This is a genomic window from Streptomyces boetiae (assembly GCF_031845405.1).
Taxonomy (GTDB): domain Bacteria; phylum Actinomycetota; class Actinomycetes; order Streptomycetales; family Streptomycetaceae; genus Streptomyces; species Streptomyces boetiae.
The window spans coordinates 92,189-118,892 of record NZ_JAVREN010000012.1; the positions used below are offsets into that span (position 1 = coordinate 92,189).

Annotated in this window: 21 protein-coding genes and 1 pseudogene; 9 read left to right on the plus strand and 13 right to left on the minus strand. The window is 75.3% G+C overall.

Translation table 11 applies throughout. From position 1 onward, the window contains the following. Nucleotides 1–2: 2 nt before the first annotated feature. Nucleotides 3–1,490: pseudogene (locus tag RM780_RS11210) on the plus strand (long-chain-fatty-acid--CoA ligase); the annotation flags it as partial. Nucleotides 1,491–1,514: 24 nt separating this feature from the next. Then, on the plus strand, nucleotides 1,515–2,360 hold the full coding sequence (locus RM780_RS11215; RefSeq protein WP_311630510.1) for an alpha/beta hydrolase: 846 nt from the start codon (nucleotides 1,515–1,517) through the stop codon (nucleotides 2,358–2,360). 64 nt (nucleotides 2,361–2,424) lie between these two features. Here RM780_RS11215 and RM780_RS11220 read toward each other — a convergent pair whose 3' ends face one another. The 4 genes from RM780_RS11220 to RM780_RS11235 all read right to left on the minus strand — a co-directional run bounded on the left by RM780_RS11220 (nucleotide 2,425) and on the right by RM780_RS11235 (nucleotide 7,517). Further along, the gene (locus RM780_RS11220; protein ID WP_311630478.1) at nucleotides 2,425–3,267 is read right to left on the minus strand and encodes an alpha/beta hydrolase; all 843 of its coding nucleotides are present in this window, start codon (nucleotides 3,265–3,267) and stop codon (nucleotides 2,425–2,427) included. Beyond that, a complete protein-coding gene (locus tag RM780_RS11225) occupies nucleotides 3,264–4,616 on the minus strand; it encodes an amidohydrolase family protein (protein ID WP_311630479.1) in 1,353 nt (450 codons plus the stop codon). The genes RM780_RS11220 and RM780_RS11225 overlap by 4 nt, the downstream gene beginning before the upstream one ends. Continuing rightward, nucleotides 4,613–6,136 (minus strand): FAD-dependent oxidoreductase, encoded by a 1,524-nt coding sequence (locus RM780_RS11230; RefSeq protein WP_311630480.1) that lies wholly within the window; start codon nucleotides 6,134–6,136, stop codon nucleotides 4,613–4,615. Before RM780_RS11230 ends, RM780_RS11225 begins: the two co-directional genes overlap by 4 nt. Nucleotides 6,137–6,257: 121 nt before the next feature. Beyond that, nucleotides 6,258–7,517, minus strand: coding sequence for an MFS transporter (locus RM780_RS11235; RefSeq protein ID WP_311630481.1), 1,260 nt, complete (start codon nucleotides 7,515–7,517; stop codon nucleotides 6,258–6,260). 216 nt (nucleotides 7,518–7,733) lie between these two features. Between RM780_RS11235 and RM780_RS11240 the strand changes: the two genes are divergently transcribed. Together RM780_RS11240 and RM780_RS11245 are read left to right on the plus strand one after the other, a co-directional pair. Beyond that, nucleotides 7,734–8,429: a GntR family transcriptional regulator gene (locus RM780_RS11240; RefSeq protein WP_311630482.1), complete on the plus strand. Its 696-nt coding sequence runs from the start codon at nucleotides 7,734–7,736 to the stop codon at nucleotides 8,427–8,429. Then, on the plus strand, nucleotides 8,426–9,007 hold the full coding sequence (locus RM780_RS11245; RefSeq protein ID WP_311630483.1) for a carboxymuconolactone decarboxylase family protein: 582 nt from the start codon (nucleotides 8,426–8,428) through the stop codon (nucleotides 9,005–9,007). The genes RM780_RS11240 and RM780_RS11245 overlap by 4 nt, the downstream gene beginning before the upstream one ends. A gap of 148 nt (nucleotides 9,008–9,155) precedes the next feature. Here the strand turns inward: RM780_RS11245 and RM780_RS11250 are convergent, their stop codons facing one another. Further along, the gene (locus tag RM780_RS11250) at nucleotides 9,156–10,175 is read right to left on the minus strand and encodes a beta propeller repeat protein (RefSeq protein WP_311630484.1); all 1,020 of its coding nucleotides are present in this window, start codon (nucleotides 10,173–10,175) and stop codon (nucleotides 9,156–9,158) included. Beyond that, entirely contained in the window at nucleotides 10,172–11,428 is a 1,257-nt protein-coding gene (locus RM780_RS11255) for an outer membrane protein assembly factor BamB family protein (RefSeq protein WP_311630485.1), read from the minus strand. The genes RM780_RS11250 and RM780_RS11255 overlap by 4 nt, the downstream gene beginning before the upstream one ends. A gap of 271 nt (nucleotides 11,429–11,699) precedes the next feature. Here RM780_RS11255 and rpmF point away from each other — a divergent pair, with 271 nt between their 5' ends. The 4 genes from rpmF to RM780_RS11275 all read left to right on the plus strand — a co-directional run bounded on the left by rpmF (nucleotide 11,700) and on the right by RM780_RS11275 (nucleotide 15,244). Next, nucleotides 11,700–11,870 (plus strand): 50S ribosomal protein L32, encoded by a 171-nt coding sequence (gene rpmF, locus RM780_RS11260; protein ID WP_311630486.1) that lies wholly within the window; start codon nucleotides 11,700–11,702, stop codon nucleotides 11,868–11,870. Nucleotides 11,871–11,995: 125 nt separating this feature from the next. Next, on the plus strand, nucleotides 11,996–13,552 hold the full coding sequence (locus tag RM780_RS11265; RefSeq protein WP_311630487.1) for an FAD-dependent oxidoreductase: 1,557 nt from the start codon (nucleotides 11,996–11,998) through the stop codon (nucleotides 13,550–13,552). A 173-nt stretch (nucleotides 13,553–13,725) separates the two neighbouring features. Beyond that, nucleotides 13,726–14,394, plus strand: coding sequence for a TetR/AcrR family transcriptional regulator (locus RM780_RS11270; protein WP_311630488.1), 669 nt, complete (start codon nucleotides 13,726–13,728; stop codon nucleotides 14,392–14,394). A gap of 4 nt (nucleotides 14,395–14,398) precedes the next feature. After that, entirely contained in the window at nucleotides 14,399–15,244 is an 846-nt protein-coding gene (locus tag RM780_RS11275) for an alpha/beta fold hydrolase (protein WP_311630489.1), read from the plus strand. A 399-nt stretch (nucleotides 15,245–15,643) separates the two neighbouring features. Here the strand turns inward: RM780_RS11275 and RM780_RS11280 are convergent, their stop codons facing one another. Next, nucleotides 15,644–16,714, minus strand: coding sequence for a Kelch repeat-containing protein (locus tag RM780_RS11280; RefSeq protein ID WP_311630511.1), 1,071 nt, complete (start codon nucleotides 16,712–16,714; stop codon nucleotides 15,644–15,646). Between the two features lie 156 nt (nucleotides 16,715–16,870). Between RM780_RS11280 and RM780_RS11285 the strand changes: the two genes are divergently transcribed. Then, the gene (locus RM780_RS11285; RefSeq protein WP_311630490.1) at nucleotides 16,871–17,722 is read left to right on the plus strand and encodes a LysR family transcriptional regulator; all 852 of its coding nucleotides are present in this window, start codon (nucleotides 16,871–16,873) and stop codon (nucleotides 17,720–17,722) included. A gap of 97 nt (nucleotides 17,723–17,819) precedes the next feature. Here RM780_RS11285 and RM780_RS11290 read toward each other — a convergent pair whose 3' ends face one another. The 6 genes from RM780_RS11290 to RM780_RS11315 all read right to left on the minus strand — a co-directional run bounded on the left by RM780_RS11290 (nucleotide 17,820) and on the right by RM780_RS11315 (nucleotide 26,642). Next, entirely contained in the window at nucleotides 17,820–19,130 is a 1,311-nt protein-coding gene (locus tag RM780_RS11290; protein WP_311630491.1) for an MFS transporter, read from the minus strand. A 113-nt stretch (nucleotides 19,131–19,243) separates the two neighbouring features. Then, nucleotides 19,244–20,452: an NAD(P)/FAD-dependent oxidoreductase gene (locus tag RM780_RS11295; protein ID WP_311630492.1), complete on the minus strand. Its 1,209-nt coding sequence runs from the start codon at nucleotides 20,450–20,452 to the stop codon at nucleotides 19,244–19,246. Between the two features lie 288 nt (nucleotides 20,453–20,740). After that, nucleotides 20,741–22,780 carry an ATP-binding SpoIIE family protein phosphatase gene (locus RM780_RS11300; RefSeq protein WP_311630493.1) on the minus strand — a complete coding sequence of 680 codons (2,040 nt, stop codon included), beginning with the start codon at nucleotides 22,778–22,780 and terminating at the stop codon, nucleotides 20,741–20,743. A gap of 152 nt (nucleotides 22,781–22,932) precedes the next feature. Further along, nucleotides 22,933–24,042 carry an alpha/beta hydrolase family protein gene (locus RM780_RS11305; RefSeq protein WP_311630494.1) on the minus strand — a complete coding sequence of 370 codons (1,110 nt, stop codon included), beginning with the start codon at nucleotides 24,040–24,042 and terminating at the stop codon, nucleotides 22,933–22,935. Next, nucleotides 24,039–25,634, minus strand: coding sequence for a bifunctional 3-(3-hydroxy-phenyl)propionate/3-hydroxycinnamic acid hydroxylase MhpA (gene mhpA, locus RM780_RS11310; RefSeq protein WP_311630495.1), 1,596 nt, complete (start codon nucleotides 25,632–25,634; stop codon nucleotides 24,039–24,041). The genes RM780_RS11305 and mhpA overlap by 4 nt, the downstream gene beginning before the upstream one ends. 159 nt (nucleotides 25,635–25,793) lie before the next feature. Beyond that, a complete protein-coding gene (locus tag RM780_RS11315) occupies nucleotides 25,794–26,642 on the minus strand; it encodes a fumarylacetoacetate hydrolase family protein (protein ID WP_311630496.1) in 849 nt (282 codons plus the stop codon). Nucleotides 26,643–26,704: the final 62 nt, after the last annotated feature.

The following is a 26,704-nucleotide window of genomic DNA, read 5'->3' on the forward strand; positions in this document are numbered from 1 at the left end:
TCGTGACAAACCTGGCGAGGAATCTGATCGAAGCGGCCCGCCGCTTCCCGGACCGCGCCGCCGTGCGCCTGGGCGAGCGTGAGCTGACCTACGCCGGCCTCGACCGCGTCTCGGCCCGCGTCGCCGCCGAGCTGCGCGGCCGGGGCCTGGCGGCCGGCGACCGCGTGGCCCTGATGCTGCCCAACGTCCCCGAGTTCGTCGCCCTCTACTACGGCGTGCTGCGGGCCGGCGGCGTCGTGGTCCCGCTGAACCCGCTGCTGAAGGAGCGGGAGACCGCGTACCACCTCCAGGACTCGGGCGCCGCCCTCATCTACGCCTGGCACGAGGGCCCCGGCGAGGCCGCCGAAGGCGCAGCCGCGGCCGGCGTCCGGCTGGTCGGGGTCCTCCCCGGCGCCTTCGAGGCGCCCGAAGGCGAGGCGCCCGCCCGGGCCGGCTACGAGGCGGACCGCCGTGACGGCGACATCGCCGTGATCCTCTACACCTCGGGGACGACGGGCCGGCCCAAGGGTGCCGCCCTCACCCATGGCGCGCTTGCCCACAACTGCGCGGTCAACGTCGCGACCATCCAGCACCTGGGCCCCAAGGACGTGATCCTCGGAGCGCTGCCCCTCTTCCACACCTTCGGGCAGACCTGCGCCATGAACTCCGCCGTGCTCAGCGGCGCCTGCCTCACCCTGATGCCCCGCTTCGACCCCGGCGGCGTCTTCGAGATCATCGCCCGGGACCGGGTGACCGTCTTCGACGGCGTGCCCACCATGTACGCCGGGCTGCTCCACCACCCCGGCGCCGCCGCGGCCGACGTCTCCAGCCTGCGCCTGTGCGTCTCCGGCGGCGCCTCGCTTCCTGTCGAGGTCCTGCACGGCTTCGAGAAGACGTTCGACTGCGTGATCCTGGAAGGCTACGGCCTCTCGGAGACGTCCCCCCTGGTCTCCTTCAACCACCCCGACCGCCCGCGCAAGGCCGGCTCCATCGGCACGCCCGTCCGGGACGTCGCGGTGCGGCTGCTCGACGCCGCCGGTGCCGAGGTCGGCACCGGCGAGGTCGGCGAGATCGCCGTCCGCGGCCCGAACCTGATGCACGGCTACTGGAACCGCCCCAGGGAGACCTTCGAGACGATCCCCGACGGCTGGCTGCGCACGGGCGACCTCGCCCGCCAGGACAAGGACGGATACCTCTATATCGTGGACCGCACCAAGGACCTCATCATCCGCGGCGGGTACAACGTCTACCCGCGCGAGCTGGAGGAGGTGCTCTACGAACACCCCGCCGTCGCCGAGGCCGCGGTCATCGGCGTCCCCCACGACCGCCTCGGCGAGGAGGTCGCCGCGGCCGTCGCCCTCAAGCCGGGCACCCGCGCCGACGCCGACGAGATACGCGACTTCGTCCAGCGGCGCGTCGCCGCCTACAAATATCCCCGGCGCGTGTGGTTCCTGCCCGCCCTCCCCAAGGGGGCCACCGGCAAGATCCTCAAGCGCGCCATCCAGCCACCACCGCCCGACCCCTCAGGGACCGCCATGTTCACCTTCACCACCAGCGACGACGTCACCCTCCACGTACGCGAATGGCTGCCGGAGGGCCCGCCGCGCGGCGTCGTCCAGATCGCCCACGGCATGGGCGAGCACTCCGCCCGCTACGCCCCCCTCGCCCAGGCGCTGGCCGCCCGCGGCTACGCCGTCTACGCCGACGACCACCGCGGCCACGGGCTGAGCATGCACGCCGGCCCCGGCGTCCTCGGGGACGACGGCTGGAACCGGCTCGTCGAGGACCTCGCGACCCTCTCCGCGACGGTGAGGCAGCGCCACCCCGGCGTGCCGCTGGTGCTGCTCGGCCACAGCCTCGGCTCGTTCGCCGCCCAGCAGTACGTGATGGACCACCCCGGCCTGGCCGACGTCCTGGTGCTGAGCGGGACCACGGCCGTGGACGGGCTCTTCGCGCGGCTGGCCGAGGCGGGCCCCGACGTGATGGCCGCGTTCAACGCCCCCTTCCAGCCCGCCAGGACGGACGCGGACTGGCTCAGCCGCGACGAGGCGCAGGTCGACGCCTACCTGGCCGACCCCTGGTGCGGCTTCACCCTCGACGACACGGCCATGGCCGAGCTGTACACGGCCGCGTCCTCCCGCCTCGCCGAGCCGATCGGCATCCCGGAGGACCTGCCCGTGTACGTCCTGGTCGGCGACCAGGACCCGCTCAACGCCCACCTGTCGCTCAGCGACCTCCTCGTCGAGCGGTACCGGAAGGCCGGCCTGAACCGGCTGACCTACCGCACCTACCCGGGCGCCCGCCACGAACTGTTCAACGAGACCAACCGAGGGGAGGTCGTCGCCGACCTGCTGGCCTGGCTGGACGACGCCATACGCTGACGCCCGCCGCGGGCCCGGACCTTCCGCCCCGGGCTCCCGGTGCGCACCGCGCGGGCACGGCCCCCTACAGGCGGCCGGCCAGGAACGCGGCGACGGCGGACAGGGCCGGGTCCGTGTCGAAGGCGGGGTCCTCGTGGTTGGCTCCCGGGAGCAGCACGGTCTCGGCGTGGCCGCCCGCGGCGCGGACCGCTTCCGCCATCCGGAGGCTCTGCCCGGGGGCGGTGACCGCGTCGCCCGTGCCGTGCAGGAGCAGCATCGGCGGGGCGTCGCGGTGGACGCGGGTGAGGGGGCTGAGCGCGGCCAGGTGTTCCTCGGTCAGCTCGGCCTCGGGAACGCCGGCCAGCAGGGCCTGGCGCAGGCGCGTTGCCGGCGGGTCCGGGAGGCCCGCCGGCCACGCCGTGTCGCGCAGCGCGGCCGGCAGCGGCAGGCCGGGATCGGGGCGCAGGTGGGCCGCCGCCGAGGTGAGGTCGTAGGTGCCGAAGAATCCGACCATGGCGCGGACGGCCGTTCCGGGCGGCCCGGGGGTCAGGGCGAGATGGGCCGCGAGGTGGGCACCGGCCGAGGCGCCCCAGACGCCGGCCCTGCCGCCGTCGAAGCCGTGCGCCGGTCCCTCCCGGCGCAGTCGGCGCAGGGCGGCGCGGGCGTCGTCGAGCTGCGCGGGGAAGGGTGCGCGGTGGGCGAAGCGGTAGTCGGCGCTGGCGACGGCGACGCCGTGCCGGGCGAGGCGGGTCAGCCGCTGCGGGTGGTCGGCGCGGCTGCCCGTGAGCCAGCCGCCGCCGTGCAGGTAGAGCACGACGGGCGGCGGGCTCTCGGTCAGGGGTATGTGGAGGTCGAGGCGGAGTTCCGTGCCGCCGGGCGCGGCGTAGAGCAGGTCCGGCACGAGCCGGACGGCGAAGCGCGCGCTCATGCGGCGGCACCCCGCAGGCGCGCGACGAGGCCGAGGACGCGGCGGCGGGAGCGTTCCGCGCGTTCCAGGAGACCGGGCAGGTCCCCCGCCAGCAGGCGTCCGCCGCGCTTGAGGGTCCGGCCGCCGACCAGGACCGTGTCCACGTTCCCCGGGTGGGCGGCGAGGACGACGGCCGCGGCGGGGTCGGTGACGGGCGCGAGGTTGAGGTCGCCGGCGCGGATCAGGAGGATGTCGGCCTGCTTCCCCGGGGTGAGGGAGCCGGTCCGGTCGGCCAGGCCGGCCGCGCGGGCGCCGGCGAGGGTGGCGAACTCCAGGACGTCCCGGGTGGTGAGGGCGGGCGGCTCGCCGGGCAGCCGGGAGTGGCCGCCCCCGGTCCAGGAGCGGTAGTACGCGAGCAGCAGCCGCATCTGGGTGAACAGGTCACCCGCGCACTTGGTCTCGGTGTCACCGCTGAGCCCGGGCCGCACCCCGGCGGCCAGCAGCCGGTCCAGGGGGATGTCGCCCATCCCCGTCGAGTTCAGCTCGCAGTGGACGCCCAGCGAGACGCTCGCTCCGGCGTCCGCGATCATCGCCAGCTCGTCGTCGTCGCAGCGGCAGCAGTGGACGAACGTCAGGTCCGGGCCGAGCGCCTCCGCCCGCGCCATCCCGGCCACGGCGCGGCGGCCGGCGTTGTGGGCGTAGGCGCCGACGTGGACGGTGGTGCGCAGGCCGAGTTCCCGGGCCAGCCGCAGGTCCGCACGCCACACCTCGGGCCGGGCCATCTCCGGGCCCCGGGCGGCCATGGCCAGGGTGAGGAGTCCCTCCCCGGAGGCGAACCAGCGCTCCCGGACGCGGCGGATGTCGGCGGGGTGGGGCAGGGCGCTGTCGCGGGTCCACTCGGGGGTCAGCGGCCAGCCGTGGGCGAAGACGGCGCGGATGCCCGACTCGGCGAGGGCCTGGACGGAGGCGTCGGCGTGGTCGGGGGTGTTCATCACGTGCGCCCAGTCGACGAGGGTGGTGATGCCGGCGTCGAGGGCGGAGAGGGCGCCGAGCAGGGTGCCGGTGTACGTGTCCTCGGGGCTGTAGGCGGCGCCGATGGGGCCGAGCATCTCGGCGAAGTACTGGAGGGGGTCGATGTCGGCGTAGGCGTGGCGGACGGCGGTCTGCCAGGTGTGCCGGTGCGTGTCGGTGAATCCGGGCATGACGATCGTGCCGGTGGCGTCGAGGACCTCGGCGCCGGGGGGCGGCGTCAGGCCCGTGCCCACGGCGTGGATGGTGCCGTCGGTGACGAGGACGTCGGCAGCGGGCAGCTCGCCGAGGGCCGGGTCCATCGTCAGCACGTGCCCGCCGGTGATGAGGGTGGCGTTCAACGCGCCGCCCCGATCCAGCGCTTGACCGCGTCGGCGGCGCGGGCGGGCGAGGGCGGCAGCTCGTCGGCCCACGCGACATAGGCGTCGGGCCGGATCAGCAGGCTGCGGACGCTCCGGAGTTCCGGGCCGGTCAGGACGGCGGCCCCGCTGACGGTGCGCAGGGGCAGGCCGGTGGTGTCCAGGCCGGCGTAGGCGTCGTCGCCGGCGCAGTCGATGAGCAGGAACTCCTGGCCGCGCAGGAGTTCGTGGACGCGGCGGACGCCGTCGCGGGTGACCAGCTCCAGGTCCGGGGCACGTCGCCCGGCCAGCGGGTGGCTGCCGGGCGGGGAGGGATAGGGGAAGGTGAGGCCGTTCAGCTCGTGCGCGAGGCGGCTGTTGACCTCGGGCAGCGGCATGAGGTGCTCGGCGAACATCCGCTTGAACGCGACGCCCTCGGGCGTGAAGTCGAACTGGACGGCGCACTGGGCCTCGACGCTGCGCAGCAGCTCCTCGGCGACGGGGCGGCGCTCCTCCTCGTAGGTGTCGAGGAGGCTGTCCCCGGCGTGGCCCCTGACCACGGCGGCCAGCTTCCAGCCGAGGTTGAAGGCGTCCTGGATGCAGAAGTTCATGCCGACGCCGCTGGCCGGGTAGTGGATGCGGGCTGCCTCGCCGACGAGCAGGATCCGCCGGTCGCGGAAGGCGGTGGCCAGGCGGAGCGCGTCGGTGAAGCGGGAGGCCCAGCGCAGGCCGTCGAACGCGATCTCCTCCCCGGTGATCTCGCGCAGGCAGCGGCGCACCTCCTCCTCGGTGACCGGCTCCTCCTGCGGGGCGTGGCGGCGTTCGGCGTGCACGATGTTGAACCGGATGAGCTGCTCGCCGTCGCGTCCCCAGGGGAACGACGTGATCCAGCCGTGCTCGTTGTCCGTCATCAGCCGCCAGTCCGGGCCGAGGCGCTCGGCGCGGAGGTCGGCGACGATGCCGGTGAAGGTGGCGCCGTGCCCCTCGAAACCGATGCCGGCCTGCTGCCGCACGGTGGAACGCCCGCCGTCCGCGCCCACGACGTAGCGGGCCGTCAGCTCGACGCGCTCGCCGCCCTCTTCCGCCGCGGTGACGCGGACGCCGTCGCCGTCCTGGGTGACGCTCTCCGCGTGGACGCCGTGCCGGACGGGGACGCCCTGCTCGCGGACGCGTTCGAGGAGCAGTTCCTCCGTGATGTTCTGGGGCATGATCAGCCGGAAGCCGAAGCGGGAGTTCAGGTGGTGCCAGTGCACCGGCTGCATCCCGGCCCAGATGTGGACGGGGATGAGCGGGTTCTCCTTGATGGCCCTGGCGCGCTCGATGAAGCGGTCGGCCAGGCCGCGGGCGTCGAGCAGTTCCAGGACCCGTGGCAGGACGGTGCCGGCCCGGGACTCCACGGGCCGGGTCCGGCGTTCCAGCACGGTCACCCGGACCCCGGCCAGAGCCAGCTCACTGGCCGTGGTGAGTCCCGAGGGGCCGCCTCCCACGACGATGACGTCGGTGTCCGTGGGGGTGTGGGTCATGCGTCAGCTCCTGTCCCGCAGCTCGCGACGTGCCGCGAGGCAGCCCGCTTCGTGGCCGCCACGCGTTCGGCACGTCAATTTACTTTCGAAAAGATCGCCGGACGGTCTTCGTCCCGCCTGATCAGGTCGCGGGCGCGGCCCAGGCCCGGCGGTCGCCCTCGGGGTTGACGCACAGGGCCGCGCACAGGCCGCCCGCCATGACGATGACGCCGAGCACGGTGAAGCCGCGGTCGTAGCCGGTGGCGAGGTCGGGGGCGTGGTCGAGGATCAGGCCCATGGCGTAGGGGCCGGAGACGCTGCCCAGGGAGTACAGCCCGTACAGCGTGCCCAGCACCGCGCCGCGCTGCCCGGGTGGACAGATCCGGCCCACCGCGTTGTAGGCGGAGGTCATCGCGACCATCGGAAGGCCGGCTGCCAGCGAGACGCCGCAGACCAGCCACAACCCGTCGCCGAGGTGGGGAATCAGCACCGCGAACACGCCGCCCACCGCCACGATGGCCCCGGTGAGCACCCCCAGCGGCACGCGGTCGGCCGTGCCCCGGGCCATCAGGCGCCCCGAGAGGGCGCCGAGGACGAGGATGGCGACGATGCTGACCACGTTCGGGGGAATCACCATGTTGCCCGCGTCGGACGGGTCGTAGCCCACGATCCGGACGAAGTACGGCACCAGCCAGGCCAGGACCACGGCCAGGCACCAGGCGGCGGCGAAGGTCATCGCGAGGGAGCCGAGGAAGGTGGGGCTCAGCAGGATGCGGCGGTAGGGGACGCGCGCCTCCTCGCCCCCTCCGCTCTCCCCGCCCTCCCGGACATCGGCGGGAGCGGCCGGCGCCGCGTGGGTGTCCACGGGGCGGTCCTTGCCGAGGATTGCGTAGACCACCGCCCAGGCGGCGCTGAGCAGGGCGGTGACGGCGAAGGCCCAGCGCCAGCCGTGCTCGGTGATGACCCAGGTCAGGATCAGGGCGGCGGTGATGGCGCCGAGCCCGGAGGCGATCTGGGTCAGGGCGGTGGGCAGGCTCCGCCGCTCGGGCGGGAACCATGCCTGCGCGGTGTGCACGGTGAGCGGGTTGGCCGGCCCTTCGGCGGCGCCCATGAAGATCCGGCTGGCGAAGAGCGCGGCGACGGTGGCGCCGATCAGCATCGGGAGCTGGGCGACGGCCCACAGCAGGGCCAGCACGACGAAGACCCACTTGCTGCGGACCTTGTTCGCCATCAGGCCGACGAGGACCGAGGTCACCGTGAACAGGAGGTAGAAGCTGCTGCTCGCCAGGCCGTAGGTGGAGTTGCTGAGGTCCAGCTCCTCCATGATCGGGACGGCGGCGAGCCCGAGGACGGCCTTGTCCCAGAAGTTGAAGGCCATGAAGAGCATCAGCAGAGCGGTCATCAGCCACGCCCGCCGGAGGTCCGGCGGCGGGGAAACCGAAGGGGAGACCGATGGGGTTACTTGGTGCGCGTGCGCCACGGGTGCACTCCTGTCTCGGCACGTCGGCGGACCGAGCGGTCGAAGAATGGGTAGGCGCCATCGTGGACCCGGCCGTTCGACACGTCAACGTTTTTTCGAAACTTTGCAGCGTTTTCCTTCTCTGCTAGCGTTCTTCGTATGTTGGTGAAAGAGGGAATCCCGACCCGCGTCGACGAGGTCTACGCCGGGCTGCGGGCCGACATCCTGGCCGGCCGGCTGACACCGGGGACCCGGCTGAAGTTCGCCGAGCTGCGCGGCCGTTACTCCACCAACGTGGGAGCGACCAGGGAGGCACTGGCCCGGCTGGCGGCCGAGGGCCTGGTGACCTCGGCCCCGCACCAGGGCTACCGGGTGGTGTCCCTCTCCCACGCGGACCTGGCCGACCTCGCCGAGGCCAGGGCCGGGATGGAGACGCAGGTGCTGCGGCTGTCCGTGCGGGACGGCGACATGGCCTGGGAGGCGGCCCTCGTGGCCGCCTTCCACGTGCTGGAACGCACCCGCCTGATCGGCCCCGACGACCCCGACCGGCCGTCCGACGCCTGGAACGCCGCCCACGCCGCCTTCCACGACGCCCTGCTCCGCGGCTGCCGCAACCGGCGCCTGCTGACCATGGCCCGCGCCCTGCGCCAGGAGGGGGAGCTCTACCGGCAGTGGTCCGTCTCCCTCGGAGGACGCGCCCGCGAGCGGGCCACCGCCGACCACCGCGAGCTGCTGGAGCCGGCCCTCGCGCGCGACGCGGACCTGGCCGCCGAACGGCTCGGCGCGCACATCCGGGACACCGCCCGGCTGCTGATCTCCTGCGCGACCGACGCGCCCGCCGAGGAGGAGCGGTGAGCGCCGAACGCCTGCCGCGGCTGACGCCCGCGGACCTCGACGACGAGCAGCGCGCCCTCCGCCGGAGCATCACCTCCGGTCCGCGCGCCGCCGGGCCGCAGCAGTTCGCCCTCCAGGACGCGGGCGGCGCGCTCAACGGCCCCTTCGGAGTGATGCTGCACGCGCCCGCACTCGGCGGCCCGCTCCAGGCGCTGGGCGCCGCGGTGCGCTACCGGACCCGGATGAGCGACCGCGTCCGCGAGATCGCGATTCTCGCCGTCGCCGCCGCCACCGACTGCGCCTTCGAACGGTACGCACACGAGCGCGTCGGGCGCGCGGCCGGGCTCACCGACCCCGAGCTGGCCGCCCTGCGCGCGGGCACGTTCACCTCCGCCGACCCGGCCGAGACGGCGGCCTACGCCCTGTGCCGGCGGCTGCTGCGCGACGACCGCCCCTGGGGCGACGCGGACTACGCGGCGGCCGAGGACGGGCTCGGCCGGGCGGGCGTTCTCGAACTGACCGTCCTGGTCGGCTACTACCGAACTCTCGCCCAGCTCATGAACGTCTTTGCCATCGGCGCCCCCGGCCCGGAGCACTGACCGGCGGGACGCGCGGCCGGGGAAAGGCCCGCTCGGCGGTCCGGGCGGACTCCTCCGGGGCGAAGCTCGCGAAGTCCGGGCCGGCTCGGCGGTGCCGGCCCTCGACGGCGGAGCACTCGGGCCGCGCGCCGTCACCCCGGCCGCTCCCTCAGCTCGGGGCGAAGGCGATGCCGTGGAGGAACGCCTGGCGTTCCACGGTGTGGCGGGTCCAGGTCGCCGGGTCGGGGCCGGAGTAGATCGCGCCGTCCTCCGCGACCAGGACCCAGCGGCCGGTGCCGTCGTAGGCGATGTCACTGAGCTGGAAGGGGTTCCACAGCCCCTCGGTGTCGGGCAGGTCGGTGTTGGTCCAGCTGAGCCCGTCGGCGCTGGTGGCCGTGAACGGCGTGCCGGCCCGGGCGCCCACGGCGACCCACTGGCCGTCGCCGTAGGTGATGCCGGTCAGGAAGCCGGGGGAACCCGCGACGCCCTCGTAGGCGACGCCGTCGTCGGTGCTGCGGGCGATGAGGCCGGCGTAGGTGCCGCCCTCGCCGATGCCCAGCCAGGTCCCCTGCCCGTCGGTGGCCAGGTCGGTCAGCCGCGCGGGGCCGGAGGCTCCGGCGAGGGAGGGCTGGTCGGCCTGCTGCCAGGAGGTGCCGTCGCCGCTGGTGTAGACGATGGCGGCGCCCGTGTAGGGGTGGGCGACCCACTGGCCCTCGCGCCGCTCGACCCGCTGGAGCAGGTCCTCGGTGCCGGATTCCCGGGGCGTCCAGACCTCGCCGTCGGCGCTGGTGAGCACGGTGCCCTCCAGGCCGACCGCCAGCCAGCCGGCCTGCGGGTCCCAGGCCACGTCCCGCAGGGCCTCCTCGGTGCCGGACTCCCGCTGGGTCCAGGTGCTCCCGTCGGTGCTGGTGCGGATGGTGCCGCCGTCGCCGACCGCGACCCACAGGCCCGCCGCGCCCTGGGCCCCGTCCTCGGCGGGGGCGTCGTCCCCGGCGCCGCTCCCCGAGTCGGCGCCGTCCTCGTCCCGGTCGTCGTCGGAGTCCCGGCCGGCCGAGGACCCCGCGTCGGAGCGGCGGCCCCGGGAATCGGAGCCGGAGTCGGAGGAGCAGGCGGGTACCAGCAGGGCCAGGGACAGCGCGGCGGCGGCCAGGGCCGGCAGGCGGAGCGCGGGGCTCGGCGGGCGGGTCATCGTGCGTTCCCTTCGGCCGGAACGGCCATGGCGTAGGGGCCCTCGTCCGTGCGGCTGGTGCGGGAGGTGACGTACACCTCGTTGCCCAGCGCGGCGGCGAAGTTGACGGTCTGGAGGTTGCCGGGCTGGGGCAGCCCGAGTTGTGTGAGTGTGCCGTCCCCGGCGATCAGCGCGAGACCGCCGTCGACGACCAGGGCGAGGCGTCCGTCGCCGAGGGTCGTGCCGATCCGCTCGGAGAAGTCGGCCGCCGCGGGCGCGGGGGTGGTCCAGCTGACGGTGCCGGTGGCGGCGTCCACGCCCTGGATGCTTCCGATGTGATGGGTGACGACGGTGTCCCCGGCCACCCAGATCGGGTGGTTGAGGCCGTCGCCCTCCTCCAGGCCCGGCAGCCGCCACAGTTCCTCGCCCGTGGCCGGGTCGACGCCGGTCAGCATCCCCGGCTCCTGCTGGTGGACCAGCACCCCGCCTGCGAGCGTGGCGCGCGGGGTGGCCGTGGTCTCCCGGTGCCAGACCACGTCCCCGCCGTCGCGGTCGATGGCCGTCACGGTGAAGTACCCGGCCAGCCCTCCCTGCACGATGGCCAGTTCCTCGGTGAGGAGGATGCGGCGCTCCTGCGCCCCGGCCAGCCGGGTGCCCGGGGCGTGCACGTCCTCCCCCTCGACGGTCCACCGGTTCGCGCCGTCCTCGGAGGCGAGGCCGGCCGCGCCGTTGTCCGTGCCGATGACCACGCCCCCGTCGTCCGCGGCGACGGCCTCCGGGCCGAAGACGGACCCAGCGATGCCCGGGGCGCTCCACACCAGCTCGCCGTCGAGGCCGATCCGGTGGACGTCCGGGCCGGAGACGAACACCAGCCCGTCCGGGGCCGGTTCGATGTCCTCGATCGGGGCCTCGCGCCGCGCGGCGCCCCCGTGCTCGTAGGTCCACAGCTCCGACCCGTCCGCCGGGTCCAGCGCGACGACGCGGTGCGGGTCGCCGTTGAGCGCCACGTACACCCGGTCGTTCCCGGCCGCGGTCTCCACCACCGTGCCCGGCGGCAGTTCCGTCTGCCACCGCGGCTCCACGTCCACCGGGCCCCCGGGATCCGGTGACGCGTTCCCGCCGGGGCTCTCCCCGCCGGCGGCCGAGGCCGCGGGCGGCCCCGAGGGATCCGCGGCGGTCCCGCCCCCTCCGCCGCAGCCTGTCAGCGCCAGGGCGGAGGCCAGCGCCAGCACGGCCGCCCCGCCCGCCGTCGCCTGTACGCGACGTCTTCTCATGTCCCGCCCCTCGTGCATCCTCCCGGGTCGCCACCGGGCCGGCCCGCGTGCGCCCCACGGCGGTCAATTCCCTTGAAGCACACGGGAGTCACCCACCCGCCTGCCAGAGCATCATCCCCCACACTCCCCCGCGGCCTTCACGAGAACCACGAAAGTTACCCACTCGACATGCGCACATGCCGCACAAGCGGCGGGCGGGCGGATGGCGTTGCCGGGGTCGGGGCTACGATACGCAAACGGAAACCATTTTCACTAGGAAGGCAGGCCGCGCATGGCCGTCCCCAAACGCAAGATGTCGCGCAGCAACACCCGCCACCGACGGGCCCAGTGGAAGGCCGCCACGCCGGACCTGGCGCCCGTCTTCATCGACGGCCGCCGGCACCTCGTGCCCCGCGCGCTGGTCCGCGCCTACCAGCGCGGACTGCTGACCCCGGAGGACTGAGGCCGGAGGACTGAGCCCGGCAGCCGACGCCCGGCGCGCCCGCGGCCTTGCCAGCTATATAACGGCGTTCTATAGTCACATCACGTTGATCTACAGATCAGGACACCGCTCCGCTGGAGGTTGTGATGGCCAGGACGACGCGCGGGCGCGCGGTGGTGATCGGGAGCGGCATGGGCGGCCTGCTCGCGGCCCGGGTGCTGCTCGACCACTTCGATCGGGTCACCGTGCTCGACCGGGACCGCTTCCCCGAGACGCCGGGGCACCGGGCCGGGGTGCCGCAGTCGTACCACGCGCACGGCCTGCTGCTGCGCGGCCGGGAGATCATCGAGGAGCTGTTCCCGGGGATCGAGCGGGACCTGAGGGCGGCCGGGGCGACCGTCGAACGCGACCGCGTGCCGTTCCAGGTCGTCTCGCCGTTCGGGCCGCTGCCGCTCGCGCCCCTCGACTTCGAGTTCGGGGTCTACAGCCGGTTCCTGCTGGAGTGGCAGGTCCGCGAGCGCCTGGCCGCGCACCCCCGGCTGCGGCTGCTGGGGGGAACGGAGGTGGTGGGCCTGGACACCGGCGGCCCGCAGGCCGGGCCCGGCTCCGCGCGGGTCACCGGCGTGCGGGTGCGCCCTCGCGGCGCGACCCCCGGCGCCACCACCTCCGTGCTCGCCGCCGACCTGGTGGTCGACGCGAGCGGGCGCCGCTCCAAGGCCCCCGACTGGCTGCGCGAGCTGGGCTACGGCGAGGTGGCCGAGGAGACCATCACCTCCGGCATCGGGTACGCCTCGCGCTTCTACGCCAGGCCCGAGGGGTTCCCCGGGGACTGGTCCGGGGTCGTGATCAACGGCCGGGCCCCGGACAACCCCCGCAGCGGGCTCGTGCTGGGCATCGAGAAGGACCAGTGGCACGTCACCCTCGGCGGGTACGCCGGGGCCGCGCCGCCCACCGACGAGGCGGGGTTCCTCCAGTGGGCCCGCGACCTGCCCGATCCCACCGTCTACGAGTGCATACGGGTCGCCCGCCCGCTGACCCCCGTCCGGGGCCATCGCACGCTGGTCAACCGGCTGCGCCACTTCGAGCGGCTCACCGGCTGGCCGCCCGGCTTCGTGGCCACCGCCGACGCGGTGTGCGCGTTCAACCCGATCTACGGCCAGGGCATGACCGTGGCCGCCACCGACGCGCTGGTCCTCGGCGCGTGCCTGCGCGACTACGCCGACCCGCCGCGCGGCGGCGTCCGGCCGGACGTTGTCCGCACCAGGCCGGGCTTCGAGCGGGAGTTCCAGCGGCGGCTGGCCAGGAACGTCGCGACCGCGTGGATGGTGGCCAGCAGCGAGGACCTGCGCTGGCCGGGGATCGCCCTGCACGGGGCGCGGCCACGGCGCGGCGCGAAGGCCGCGCGGCGCTGGATCGACCTGGTGCTGCGCGCGGCCGTTGGCGACCCGTACCTGTCCGCGCGGTACTTCGACCTGATCATGATGATGGCGCCGCCGGCCACGCTGTTCGGGCCCGGGGTGGTGGCGCGCGTCGTCCGGGCCGCGGCCACGGGGAGGCTGGGCGTTCCCCGCCAGGAATTCGGCCTGACGGACGCCTCGTTGGCGGCCCTCCGCGCCCTTCCGGACGCTCTGCCGTTGGCCGACGGCGGGGCGGAGGAGCCGGGGGTGCCGGGGGTGCCAGGGCAGCGCGGAGCCGTCACGTGACCTCGCCGCCCCGGGCGGCCCCGCCCCGGCCGCCCCGGCCGTCCGCGCCGGGACCGGCGTTGGCCGCCCGTCCGCGCGCATCGGCCGACGGCGGCGTGGTTGCATGGCCGCATGCCCTCACCTCCGTCGCCCGCCTCGTTCCGGTCACCGGCCCTCCGCTCCTGGAGGGGGAGGTGAGCCGGGGGCGGACCTCGGCGCTGGTCGTCCGCGAGGCGCTGCTGCGGGCGGCCCGCGAGCTGCTGGACGAACGCGGCCCCGCCGGGCTGGCGGTCCGCGACATCGCCGCCCGCGCCGGGGTGGCCCCGATGGGGGTGTACAGCCGGTTCGGCTCCAAGGACGGCATCCTCAACGCGCTGCTGGAACAGGGCTTCGCCGAGCTCGCGGCGGCGGTCACCGTCCGGCCCGACGCCGCCGATCCCCTCGGCGGGATCACCACCGGGGTGGGCAACTACCGGGCGTTCGCGCTGGCCAACCCCGCGATGTACCGGCTGATGTTCGACCTGCCGATCGCGGGGTTCGAGCCCTCCGAGGGGGCCCGCGGGATGGCGCTCGCGGCGTTCGAGCGCCTGGTCGACGCCGTCCGGCTGGGCGTCGCGACCGGGCACCTGCGGCCCGGCGACCCCGGCGAGATCGCCCAGCGCATCTGGGCCGGCTGCCACGGCGCGACCAGCCTGGAGCTGCGCGGCATGGCGTTCATCACCGACTACGACGCCCACTACGCCGCGCTGGTCGAGACCCTGTTGCGCGGCCTCGCCACCCGGCCCGGCCCTGCCCCGGAGGCCGATTCCGAGACCGATTCTGATTCCCAGGCCGAGGCCGAGACCGAGACCGAGAGCGAGTGAGCCGGTGACCACGATCGACCGGGACGGGCTGGTCTTCGACGTCTTCGAGAACGGCCCCGCCGACGGCGAGCCGGTGGTGCTGCTGCACGGGTTCCCCCAGCACGCCGACAGCTGGGACGCGCTGACGCCGTTGCTCACCGCGCAGGGCTACCGCGTCCTGGCGATGAACCAGCGCGGCTACAGCCCGGGGGCCCGCCCGCGCGGGCGCCGCGCCTACCGCATCGAGGAGCTGGTCGCCGACGTCCTCGCCCTGATCGACGCCCGGGGCGGCGGCGGCCCGGTGCACGTGGTCGGCCACGACTGGGGCGCGGCGGTGGCCTGGGCGCTGACCGCCGCCCACCCCGAGCGGGTGGCCAGCCTGACCGCCCTGTCGGTGCCGCACCCCGCCGCGTTCCTGACGGCGATGCTCACCAGCGTTCAGGCTCTGAAGTCCTGGTACATGTTCGCCTTCCAACTGCCGTGGCTGCCCGAACGGCTGCTGCTGATCAACCCCGTCCGGTCGCTGATCCGGACCGGCCTGTCCCCGGAGCGGGCGCGGCGGGAGGCGGCGTGGTTCCCCGACGCCAAGTCGCTGCGCCCCGCGCTCCATTGGTACCGGGCCATGCCGCTGGTCAACCCGCGCGCGGCGCGCACGCCGGTGCGCCGCCCGACGCTGTTCGTGTGGTCCGACGGCGATGTGGCCATCTCCCGCCAGGCGGCGCAGCGTTGCGCCCGCCACGTCCAAGGCCCCTACACCTTCGTGACGTTGCCCGGGGTCAGCCACTGGATCCCCGACCAGGCCCCCACCGAACTCGCCACCCTGCTCCTCCCCCACCTCCGCCGCTGGCCCACCACGTCCACCGCGAGCTGACCTCGGGTCAACGCCGCACGCAGACAGGGTCGTTCGGGCCCGGGGCGGACCAAGGGCGCGAGGTTCCCGGCGAGAAGGAGGGCCCGGCCGCAGGGCTTTCCGCAAACCACGCCGGGCCGCCCTCCGCTGCCGGCCGGTGCCGCTGGAGGCGGCGGAGGGGCCGGGCCGTGGCACGCCGCCAAGCCCGAAGAGAGGCACTTGCACCGGTCCGCCGAGGGCACCGAGCATCTGGCGCGGTCCCTGGACGCCGCCTACGACTCCGGCACGGTCGCCTTCGCCCTGACGCTCGAACACCTGGGGACCCGCGAGGTCACGCCCGTCCCCGCCGCCGACGGGTCCGGGAGGGAGCTGCGCCTGTCCGGCGAGCCGGAGCCCGCCTCGCCGGCCCGCCCCGGCCGGTCAGCGGCGCAGGGCCAGTTCCCACGTGTCGCGGCTCGCGCCGCCCCCGCAGGCCGGCGACCCGGCGACGAAGTAGGCGCGGCCGTTGAGCCGGGCCGCGCCGAGGCCGTGGCGGCTGCCCGGCAGCGCCGCGACGGCACTCCACCGGTCCGCGCGCGGGTCGTAGACCGTCACGTCGTCGAACGTCTCGCTGCCGCCGCCCGGCCCGCACTCGCCGCCCGCGTGGACGAGGCGCCCGCCGAGAACGACCGCCGCCCCGGCCGACCGGGCCGCGGGCAACGGCGCCGCCCGGGACCAGCGTTGCTCCCGCACGTCGTACACGTCGTGCCGGGCGAGGTTGTCGCCGACCTCCTCCACCCGGCCGCCCACCAGGTGGACGCGGCCACGCAGAACGGCCACGCCCGCGTGGTCCCTGCTCTCGGCCGGCAGGGGCTCGGCCGGGGCGTAGGCGTTGCGCCCCGGGTCGAAGACGTGGTGCGCGCGCACGGTGCCGAAGCCCATCGAGTAGGGCGACCCCTCGGGGGTGACGACGCGGCGGGAGTCCCGCCCTCCCAGCAGGTGCAGCCGCCCGTGCACGGCCGCCACCCCGACCGACCCGAGCGCCACCGGCATGTCGGGGAGGCGCTCCCAGGCGTCGGCGCGCGGGTCGTAGACGTAGGCGTCCGGCTGGGGGTCCCTGTGCACGACGCCGGTGAACCCGCCGAAGGCGTACAGCCGTTCGCCCAGCGCGGCCACGCCGACGTGGGTGAGCGGCCGGGGCAGGGGCGCGTGGGCCGTCCACCGGTCGCGCCGGGGGTCGTAGCCGTGCACCGCGGTCGAGGCCCACTCCGGCGCCTCGCCGCCCCGCTGCACCGTGCCGCCCACGACGTACACCCGCCCCGCGACCGCGGCCACCCCGGCCTCGGCCCGCCCGACCGGCAGGGCGCTCCGGGCGCGCCACCGTGCGGGGGGCGCCGGGCGCGGCGCCGCTCCCGCCTCATCCGGCCGCGTGAGCGCGGAGGCGCCCGCCGCCACCAGCCCTCCGGACACCAGGGTCTTGACGACGTCGCGCCGCCGACTGCCGGACTCCATGGCCACCTGCCTCTCCCGCGGGGAACACCTGAACCGCCGCCCGTCGCGAGGCCGGAGAACGGCCGGTGCGGGGCGCCCCCCGATTCCACCGCCCGGCGGCGCCGCCCGTCCAAGACCTCTTGAGCCGCCCCGATACCGGGCGGGTATCGTCCGGGAATGGACCTGCGCCTCCTGCGCTACTTCCTCGCCCTGGCGGACGAACTGCACTTCGGCCGGGCCGCGGCCCGCCTCCACATGAGCCAGCCGCCGCTCAGCCGCGCGATCCGGAAGCTCGAAGCGGACGTGGGGGCCGCGCTGTTCGAGCGGTCCCCCGCGGGCGTGACGCTGACCGCGGCCGGGACCCTCCTGGCCGGTGAGGCGCGCTCCCTCCTGGAGGCCGCCGCGCGCACCCGCGCGCACCTCGCCGCGCTGTCGGGCCCGGCCACCCTCACGGTGGGCATGCTGGGCGACGGCGACGCCCCGGGCACCCGCCGGCTCGTGGACGCGTTCCGCCGCCGCCACCCCCACGTCGAGGTGCGGATACGCGCGTCCGACCTCACCGACCCGACGTGCGGCCTCACCGCGGGCCGCTGCGACGTCTGCCTCACCCGCGGCCCGTTCGACGAGACCGGCCTGCGCGTCCGCCGGGTGCGCACCGACCCCGTGGGCGCGCTGCTCCGCGTGGACGACCCCCTGGCCGCCCGTCCCCACCTCACCCTCGCGGAGTTGGACGAACGCCGCTGGTTCCGCTTCCCCGACACCACCGACGCCCGGTGGACCGCCTACTGGAACGGCGGCACGCACCGCTCCGGCCCCCTCGTGCGCGCCGTGACCGAATGCAGGCAAGCCGTGCTGTGGAACGGAACGGTCGGCCTGACCCCGATGGACCACCCCCCGGCGGACGGCCTCGTCACGGTCCCCCTGCTCGACATGCCCCCCAGCCCCCTGGTCGTGGCCTGCGCCAGGACCGAAACCCGCCCCCATGTCCGGTCCTTCATGACCCTCGCCACCGCGACGCTCCGCCGGTGACCCGCTCACGCCCCGGGCCGGCGCCGTCGCGCCGTCGACCGCCCGCCGGGGCCGGCTCGGTGAGCCGGCCCCGGCGGGAGCCACCGTGCAAGCGCCGCTACCGGCCCGCTTCCCGGCCGCCGCCGACGGCCGCCGGCACGGCGTCTCCCGCGCCCGCGGAGCCCCGGGCCGGTCTCGGGATGCACCACACCAGGAGTGCGCCGGCCACGGCGGGCAGGGCGAACAGGACGAAGTTCAGGCGGGGTTCGAAGCCCGCGGCCAGGATCCAGCCGCCCACGGTCGGCGCGATGATGGCGCCGACGCGGCCGACGCCGAGGGCGACCCCGATCGCGCTGCCCCGGGCGTTCAGCGGGTAGCTGGAGCTGATGTGGGTGTTGACGAGGGCCTGGTTGCCGATCGCGGCGGTGCCGGTGATCAGGACGATGCCGTAGAGCGCCGGCATGGGCGAGCGGAAGCTGAGGAGTACGACGCCCGCGGCGGCTATGAGGAAGCAGGCGACGACGGTCGCCCCCGTCCCCAGCCGGTCCGCCACGGCGGCGATGAACAGCATGCCCAGAGCGGCCCCGAGGTTGAGGAAGACCAGGAAGGTCAGCGCGGAGCCGAGGGAGTAGTCGGCGGCCCGCATCAGTTCGGGCAGCCAGGTGTTGACCCCGTAGATGAGGAGGAACGAGCAGGCGACGGCGGCGGTGAACAGGACGGTCGTGGCCGCGTAACGGCGGGAGAGCACCAGGCGCAGGCCGGTCTCCTCGCCCGCCGTCGCGGCGGCGGCGGGGACGGGAGCGCCCGGGGCGGCGCCGAACCCGGGGGACTCCGGCAGCCACCGGTACAGGAGAGGAAGGATCAGCAGCCCGAACGCGCCGCCGACCGCGTACTCGGCGCGGAAGCCGTGCTCGGCGGCAATCGTGTTGGCCACGACGGCGGACAGGGCGCCGCCCAGGCCGAAGCCGCTGCCGATGATCGCCGCGTAGAGGTTCTTCCTGCCGGGAGGCGCCAGTTCGAAGATCAGCGGCGTCAGGGCGGGGAACACGACGCCGACGCCGACGCCGACGAGGAACCGGCCGGCGACGAAGACGGCCACCGAGGGAGCCATCGCGCACAGCGGCATGCCGACGGTCACCAGCAGGAGGCTGAGCAGCACGGTGCGGCGTCTGCCGTAGCGGTCGGTGAACTGGCCCACAGCGAGCGCCCCGACCAGCATGCCCATCGGGGTCACGCTGCCCAGCAGGCCGACGTCGGACAGGGACAGGTTCCAGGGCTCGGGGCCCAGGAGGAGCGGGACGGTGGCTCCGAAGGCCACGGTGTCGTACCCCTCCAGGGTCAGCAGGAGCATGCCGAGCAGCAGCGCGGTGATCCGGGTGCGGCGGGACGCCGTCGAGGGCGCGGGGGCTCTTCGTGGCTCGTCGGTCATGGGGTGCTCACTTTCGGTGCGGGCCGCCCCCTGGGGATGGGGGCGGCAGGGCGCGCGGGTGCGCGCGTCGGGGACGGGAGAGAAGGAGTTGGTCGGGCGCCGGGGAGTGGGCCTCAGGCGGCGGGCTGGGGAGTCCCGTTCCTGAGGGCGGCGCGGTAGTCGCGGAGCCGGTGGGGGGCGTTGACGAGGACCACGCCTGTCACCCGCGAACCGTCGCGGTAGACGGCGATGCAGCGGCGGGCGGCCAGGTCGCCCTCGACGACGTGCAGGGTGTCCTCCTGCCCCGGGTGGCCGAGGACCTGGAGGCCGAGGCCGTAGAGGCTGGTCCAGAACATCGGCACCTCGTCGAAGGCCGGAGCATCGGGGCCCTCCAGGAGGGTGCGGGCCGCGACCTCCGCCTGCCGCAGGGCGTTCTCCCAGTGCTCCACGCGGAGCGAACGGCCGGAGCCGGGGTCGTGCCAACGGGCGACGTCCCCGGCCGCGGTGATGGACCCGGCGCCCAGGACCGCGAGGTTCGGGGAACAGCACAGCCCGTTCTCCAGGGTGAGCCCGGAGCCCTCCAGCCACTGCGTGGCCGGCAGGACGCCGATGGCGACGACGACCACGTCGGCGACGACGACCGAGCCGTCCGTCAGCCGCACGCCGGTGATGCGAGGTTCCCCCTCGACGGCCGCGACCCCGACGCCCAGCCGCAGCCGCGTGCCGTGCTCGGCGTGCAGGGCGGCCAGCATCCGGGCAACGGGCAGCCCGAGCGCGCGCACCCCGGGGGCGGGGAGGGGGTCGATCAGCGTGACCTCGTGCCCGAGCTTGCGGGCGGTGGCCGCGACCTCCTGGCCGACGAGCCCGCCGCCGACCACGGCCACCCGGGGCGTACCCCTGCGCAGGTCCGCCCTGAGGGCGCGGGCATCGGCCTCGGTGCGCAGGGTGTGAACGCCCTCGGGCAGCTTGCCGGGCAGCGTGCGGGCCGTCGTGCCGCAGGCGATGACCAGCCCGTCGTAGGGCAGGGGCTCCGGCTCGGCCCGTCGGCCGGATGCCAGCCACAGGCGGCGTTCGGCGAGGTCCAGGCGGACCGCCCGGGTGGCCAGCCGCAGGCGTATGCCCATGTCGTCCCGTGGGGAGGGCAGGGCGATGTCCTCGGCGTCCGCGTCGCCGAGCAGGTACCGCTTGGAGAGCGCCGGGCGCTGGTAGGCGGGCACCGGCTCGGCCCCGATCAGGGTCAGCTCGCCGTCGAACCCCCGGCGCCGCAGCGCCTCCGCCGCCCTCGTTCCCGCCAGGGAGGCGCCCACCACGGCGATGCGCCGCATCTTCTCGGCCTCGGCCACGGCGGCTCAGCCCCTCTCGGGAATCGCGGCGGGGCGAGGCGCGCGCCTCGCGTTCGCACCTCGGTGGCGCGCGAGGCCCTGGTGTGTTCGGCTCTGCATGCGGCTCCGCCTCCCGGACGTGGTACTGGGGACGGGCGGCGTCGTCGGGCGACGCTGCCCTGTGGGATGCCTCACATTGCAGACCCGGGCCTCGCCCGCCGTCCAACACCGGTTTCCTGTGGGGCGACAGGCACCGCCTGTCAGCCCTGGGCAGCGCGCCGGGCGGGCGGCTCCGGCCGTTCCTCCGGCTCAGGGGGCGAGGGGCTGTTCCGTCCAGATGGTCTTGCCGTGCTCGGTGTGGCGGGTGCCCCAGCGGTGGGCCAGGGCGGCGACGAGGTGCAGGCCGCGCCCGCCCTCGTCGGTGAGGGAGGGGTGGCGGATGTGCGGGGTGGTCAGGGAGCCGTCGGAGACCTCGCAGATGAGGCTGCCGCTGCGCAGGAGGCGCAGCCCGAGGGGGCCCGAAGCGTGGCGGATGACGTTGCCGACCAGTTCGCTGACGATCAGTTCGGTGGTCATCGTCAGTTCCTCGCCCAGCTCCCAGGCCGCCAGTTGCTCCCGCACGCGGCCACGGGCCTCGCGCGCGGCGCGCGGGTCCTCGGGGAGCGGCCAGGCCGCGATGTCCCGGGGGGCCAGCGGGCGGGGGCGGACGACGAGGAGGGCGGCGTCGTCGTCGGGGGGCTGGTCCGCGGGGAGGAGGTCGGCCGCGAGGGTGTCGCACAGGGCGTCGAGGTCGTCGGCGGGCCGGGTCCGCAGGAGGTGGGCGAGGCGTTCCATGCCCTCGCCGATGTCGCGGCGGGGGGATTCGACCAGTCCGTCGGTGTAGAGGACCAGCAGGGAGCCCTCGGGCACGTCGAGGGTGGTCATGTGGAAGGGCGGGGAGGCCGCGCCGAGGGGAGGGTCCACCGGCTCGTCCGGGAAGGTGACGGTCGCGTCGGGGCGGACGTGGGCCGGCGGGGGGTGCCCGGCGTTGGCGTAGGCGAAGGTGCGGGTGACGGGGTCGTAGACGCCGTAGAGGCAGGTGGCGAACCACTCCTCGCTCAGGTCGCGGATGAGGTCGTTGAGGTGGGCCAGGAGCTCGTCGGGCGGCAGCTCCAGGCTGGAGAGGGTGCGCATGGCGGTGCGCAGCCGCCCCATGGTGGCGGCCTCGGCCATGCCGTGGCCCATGACGTCCCCGGCGACGAGGGCCACCCGCCCGGCGGACTGCCGGATGACGTCGTACCAGTCGCCGCCGACCTCGGTGGCGGCTCCGGCGGGCAGGAAGCGGGCCGCCGCCGTGATCACCGGCAGGTCGGGCAACGTCCTGGGCAGGAGCGCGCGTTGCAGGTGGCGGGCGCGGGAGGCGGCCTCGTCGTAGAGGCGGGCGCGTTCGAGGGCCTGGGCGACCAGCCCGCTGAGCGCGTTGAGCAGGCCGCGCTCGTCGTCCGGGAAGCGCCGGGGCCGGTCGAAGGAGATGACCGCGGTGCCGATCGCCCGTCCGGAGACGGTCAGCGGGAGGAACGCCCACGCCTGCTTGCCGCTCGCGGCGGTCAGCTCGGCCGCCTCCGGGAAACGGCCGACAGCGGCCCGGCGGGATTCGAGGAACTGCGGGGTCCGGGCGCGCAGGGCCTCGGTCACCGGGGTCCGGGCGGCGAGGGGCAGGCCGTGCATGCGCTCGCGGAAGGCGGCCGGGTAACCGGCGATGCCGACGACCTCCAGCCGCCCTCCCCGCAGGTGCAGGAGGTTCAGGCCCGTGGCGCCGAAGGCGGGCATCACGCTGCCGGTCAGCGCCTTCACCACGTCTTCCGTGCTGACGGCCTCGGCCAATTGGCGGGTCAGCTTCCCGGTGAGCTGGGCGCGTTCGGCGGCGGTCGGCCGCCCCGCCCCGTGGGTGAAGCCGTCGGGGACCTCGCTGAGGTACATCAGCAGGCCCCCGTCCGCGGCCGGGACCAGGCGCACGTGGTACCACAGGTCGGTGCCCGGCCAGGCGGTGTCGAAGCCCGTGGGCCGGCCGCCGGACGCCACCCGGCGGCAGCGCTCCTCCAGGCCGGGGACGGCCCTGAGCCGGGGCAGCCCGCCCAGCGACCGCCCGGTCAGGGCGGCGGCCCCGGGGTCCAGGAGCCGCCCGGCCGCCGGGTTGGCGAAAACGATCCGCCCCGCGCCGTCCGTCAGCAGGAGGCCGTCGCCGATCTCCCGCAGGGCCCGGTCCACCGGGCACGGGGCGGCGGCGCCCTCCGGCGCGTCCCCGGCGGGTCCGGGGGCCCGTGCCGCCGCGGCCCGCCGCCGTGGCCCTGGCTCCTGCGTCCTGCTCATCGGCGCCCTCCGCTGTCCGGGTCGCGCCCTGCCCTCCGGCGGGACGGGCCGGGGGCGTCCCACGGTCGCGGCGTTCCCCTCGGGCGCTCGCAGCAGCGTGGTACAACGCGCGGCGGCGGGAACAGCGACGCGGCGGGACGCGCCCGCGCGGTTCATCCTCCCGGGGTGAGGTGCTCGGCGAACCAGTCGCCGACGGCGGTGTGTTTCTCGTAGGTGTGGTTGTAGAGGCAGTGGTCGCCGTCGGGCCATTCGAGGAAGGTGCGATCGGGGGAGCGGGCGTGGTCGTGGAGGCGGCGGGCGCTGTCGATGAGGAAGATCCGGTCGGGGGTGCCGTGGAGGACGAGGAGGGGGCAGGTGAGGTGGGTGAGGAGGGCGGGGGTGAGGCGGAGTCGTCGCAGGGCCTCGACGGCCGGGCCGGGGTCGTCGGTGCCGTAGAGGAGCTGGACCTTGGCGGCGAAGCGGGGGTAGCGGTCGAGGATCTCGGCGGGGCGGTCGGTGCCGCCGTTGACGCAGGCGGCGGCGATGCGGGGGTCGCGGGCGGCGGTGCGGGCGGCGAGGTAGCCGCCGAAGCTGTTGCCCCAGATCCCGACCTTCTCGCCCAGGAGGGGGTGCTCGCGGGCGTGGGTGACGAAGGCGCTCAGGGCGGCGCACACGTCGTCGGGGTCGTGGGCGTCCATGTGCAGCCGGCCGAAGAGGCGGGTCTCGCCCTGGCCGGGGCCGTCCAGGAGGAGAACGGCCATGCCGCGGGCGACGAGTTCGCGGGCGGCGGTGTCGTACTCCTCGCGCCAGCCGTCGAAGCCGCCGAAGAGCAGCACGGTCGGCGGCCGGGTCACGCCCGCGGGGCGGTGCAGCCAGGCGGACATGGTGCCCGTGCGGTGCGGGAGGGTGACGTGCTCCAGCGGGGGGTCCAGGAGGGCGCCCGCGGCGGCGTAGGCGTCGATCAGCTCCCGGTACATGGCGCGTTTGCGCGGGTCGGCGTCGCCGAGCGGGACCTGGCCGAAGCGGTAGCAGGCGGAGGCGCGGCGCAGCCAGCCCAGCGCGGAGTGCCGGTGGCCCGCGGCCAGGGCCGCGCGCCCGCGCCGGGCGTTGGCCTCCCCCAGGGCCGAGGCGGCCTCGGGCCAGGGGGTGCCGGCGTCGACCGCGGCGTACAGGGCCGTGGCGTCCGCGTGGTCCAGGCCGTTGCCCAGCAGGCGCTGCATCGGCATCGCCCGTTTATGGGCCTCGGCCGCCTTGCGCCACGACGGCTCGGGAGCGTCGTTCACGCGGGCATCCCGCTGATCCTCGCCCGCAGCTCGTCCACCAGGGCGGGCAGCCCGTCCAGGGCCACGGCGGTGCCGAAGACGGTGAAGTCCGGGCGCACCAGGACCACTTCGGCGCCGATGGCCTCGAACCAGCCGCTGTAGGTGAGGTCCAGGTCCACGGCCGACTCGCCGGTCTCCAGGGGCGCGGGACTCAAGTGGGTGGCCCGCACCCCCAGGGCGGCCAGGAAGCCGCGGCGCTCCTGGTCCAGGGCGGCCAGGGCTCCGGCCCGGCGGGAGAGCAGCGACCAGCCGCCGCCCAGGACGTCGTCGGCGCGGCCGGTCCGCCCGCCCCGGGCGACGCGCCCCTGCACACCCAGGCGCCCGACCGCCCCGGTGCTCCGGCCGCCCTGCAGGACGCCGCTCTCCAGCCAGGGGAACGGCGGGGGCGGGGGAACCTGCCCGGACAGGAACGCCTCGTCGCGGGCGGCGGCGGCCTGCGGGTCGGTGATGCACACGACCTTGCCCAGCTCGATCGCCGTGCGGATGATCTTCTCCACGTGCGGACGGCGCTCCTCGGTATAGGTGTCCAGCAGGGTGTCGGGGGCCCGGCCGCGCAGCACGAGGTCCAGCTTCCAGGCCAGGTTCGCCGCGTCCCGCACGCCGGAACACATGCCCTGCCCCAGGAAGGGCGGCATCAGGTGGGCGGCGTCCCCGATCAGCAGCACCCGCCCCTCGCGGAAGGAGGGGGCCAGCAGCGAGCGGAAGGTGTAGACGGTGCTGCGGATGACGTCGGCGTTCTGCGGCGTGACACCCCAGCGGGCCAGCAGCTCCCACGCCTTCGCCGGGGTGGTCATCTCCTCCGCCCTCTCCCCGGGCAGCAGCATGAACTCCCAGCGGGCGTGCTCCCGCCCCAGCCAGCGGAACGGGGAGACCGGCCGCGCGGGGTCGCAGATCTGCCCGGCCTCCGGCATGTCGATCGCCAGGTCCGGGTCGTGCGGACGCACGTCCAGCACCAGCCAGTCCTCCGCGAACCCGAAGTCCTCCCAGCCGATGCCCACCGCCGAGCGGGTGAACGACCCCGCCCCGTCCGCGCCGATGACGTACCGCGCGGTCACCGTCCGCTCCCGCCCCGTCGCCACCCATTCGGCCCCCTGCTTACGGCCCTCCCGGAGGGTCACGGCCACGTGGTCCTCGCGCTGGACGACGGCGACGGCCTGCCAGCCGTGGTGCACGGCCACGCCCGGCTGCCGGGCCACCGCGGCCATCAGCGCGTCCTCCATGTGCGGCTGGTACATCAGGTAGTCCGACTTCCACCCCGAGGGGGTGGGCGCGTCCCAGTCCATGTGCAGCAGCAGCTTGCCCTCGCCGTTGAACCAGTCGTAGCTCGGGACCGGGATCGCCCGCCGCTCGAACTCCTCCGCCGCGCCCAGGCCCTGGAAGATCCGCATGATCTCGTGATCCACATGCCCCGCCCGCGGCAGCGGATAGACGGACGGCCACCGCTCGAAGACCCCCACCGAGTGCCCCCGCTGCCCCAGCAGCGCCGCACTCACCTGCCCCACCGGGCCGAAACCGACCTGCACGACATCAAAATCGGGAACCACGTCTGTCACGGGAACCACGGGAACCTCCAAGGGGTGACCGCCGGCAGCGGCGCGGGCGGAAGGGGCGACAGCGTTCTCCCCGCAGACACGGCACGCACGGGCGTTGCCGGGAAGCCTGGGCGGGCCGGTCTGCGGGGGCACGGCCCGGGGGCTGCCCGGTCCCGCGGCTCAGGTGATGCGGTTCTCCAGGCGGCCGACGCCGTCGATGGCGGCGACGACGCGGTCGCCGGGTTTTAGGTAACGCCCCTGGTGGGCGGTCGCGGTCCCGGCCGGCGTCCCCGTGAGCAGCAGGTCCCCCGGCCTGAGCGGAGCCAGGGCGCTGAGGGCGGAGATCTGCTGGGCGACGGAGTGGATCATCAGGCCGGTGTGGCTGTCCTGGCGGGTCACGCCGTTCACGCTGAGGCGCAGGCGGAGCGCGGAGGGGTCGGGCACGAAACGGGCGGGAACGACACACGGGCCGAGGGGGGTCAGCCCGCGCCACCCCTTGTGCCGCAGCCAGTCCATGCCGAACAGGGGGGAGCGGAACTCCTCGTCCCGGCAAGAGAGGTCGTTGGCGACGGTGTAGCCGGCCACCTGCTCCAGGGCCCGCTCGGGGGCGATGCCGTCCGTTTCCCGTCCGATCACGGCGGCCAGCTCCACCTCCCAGTCCAGCCGGCGCACTCCGCGGGGGCGGGGCACGGGCCGGCCGTGGCCCACGAGGGAGGCGGGCGGCAGGAGGAAGTGGAACGGCGGGCCGTCCGCCGGGTCCGGCGCCTGGGCGCCCATCTCGGCGACGTGGTCGCTGTAGTTGGCCGCGGCGCCGTAGACGGCGGACGGATCGGTGAGCGGGGGGAGGAACGCGCCGATCGCGGCCGGGGGGACGGGGGCGCAGGGCGCCTGCCCGGCCAGCGCCTTCTCCACCGCGTCGACCCACTGGTCCCAGGCGGGCAGGAGTCCCCGGAAGCCGTCCGGCAGAGGGGCGGGACGGTGCGCGGGCGGCAGGAGGTCGGCCAGGGGGAAGATCTCTTCCCCCGCCATGACCGCCAGGGGGTGGTATCCCTGCCATCGCAGGGTTGCGAAGCCGAATGCAGGCACGGGCA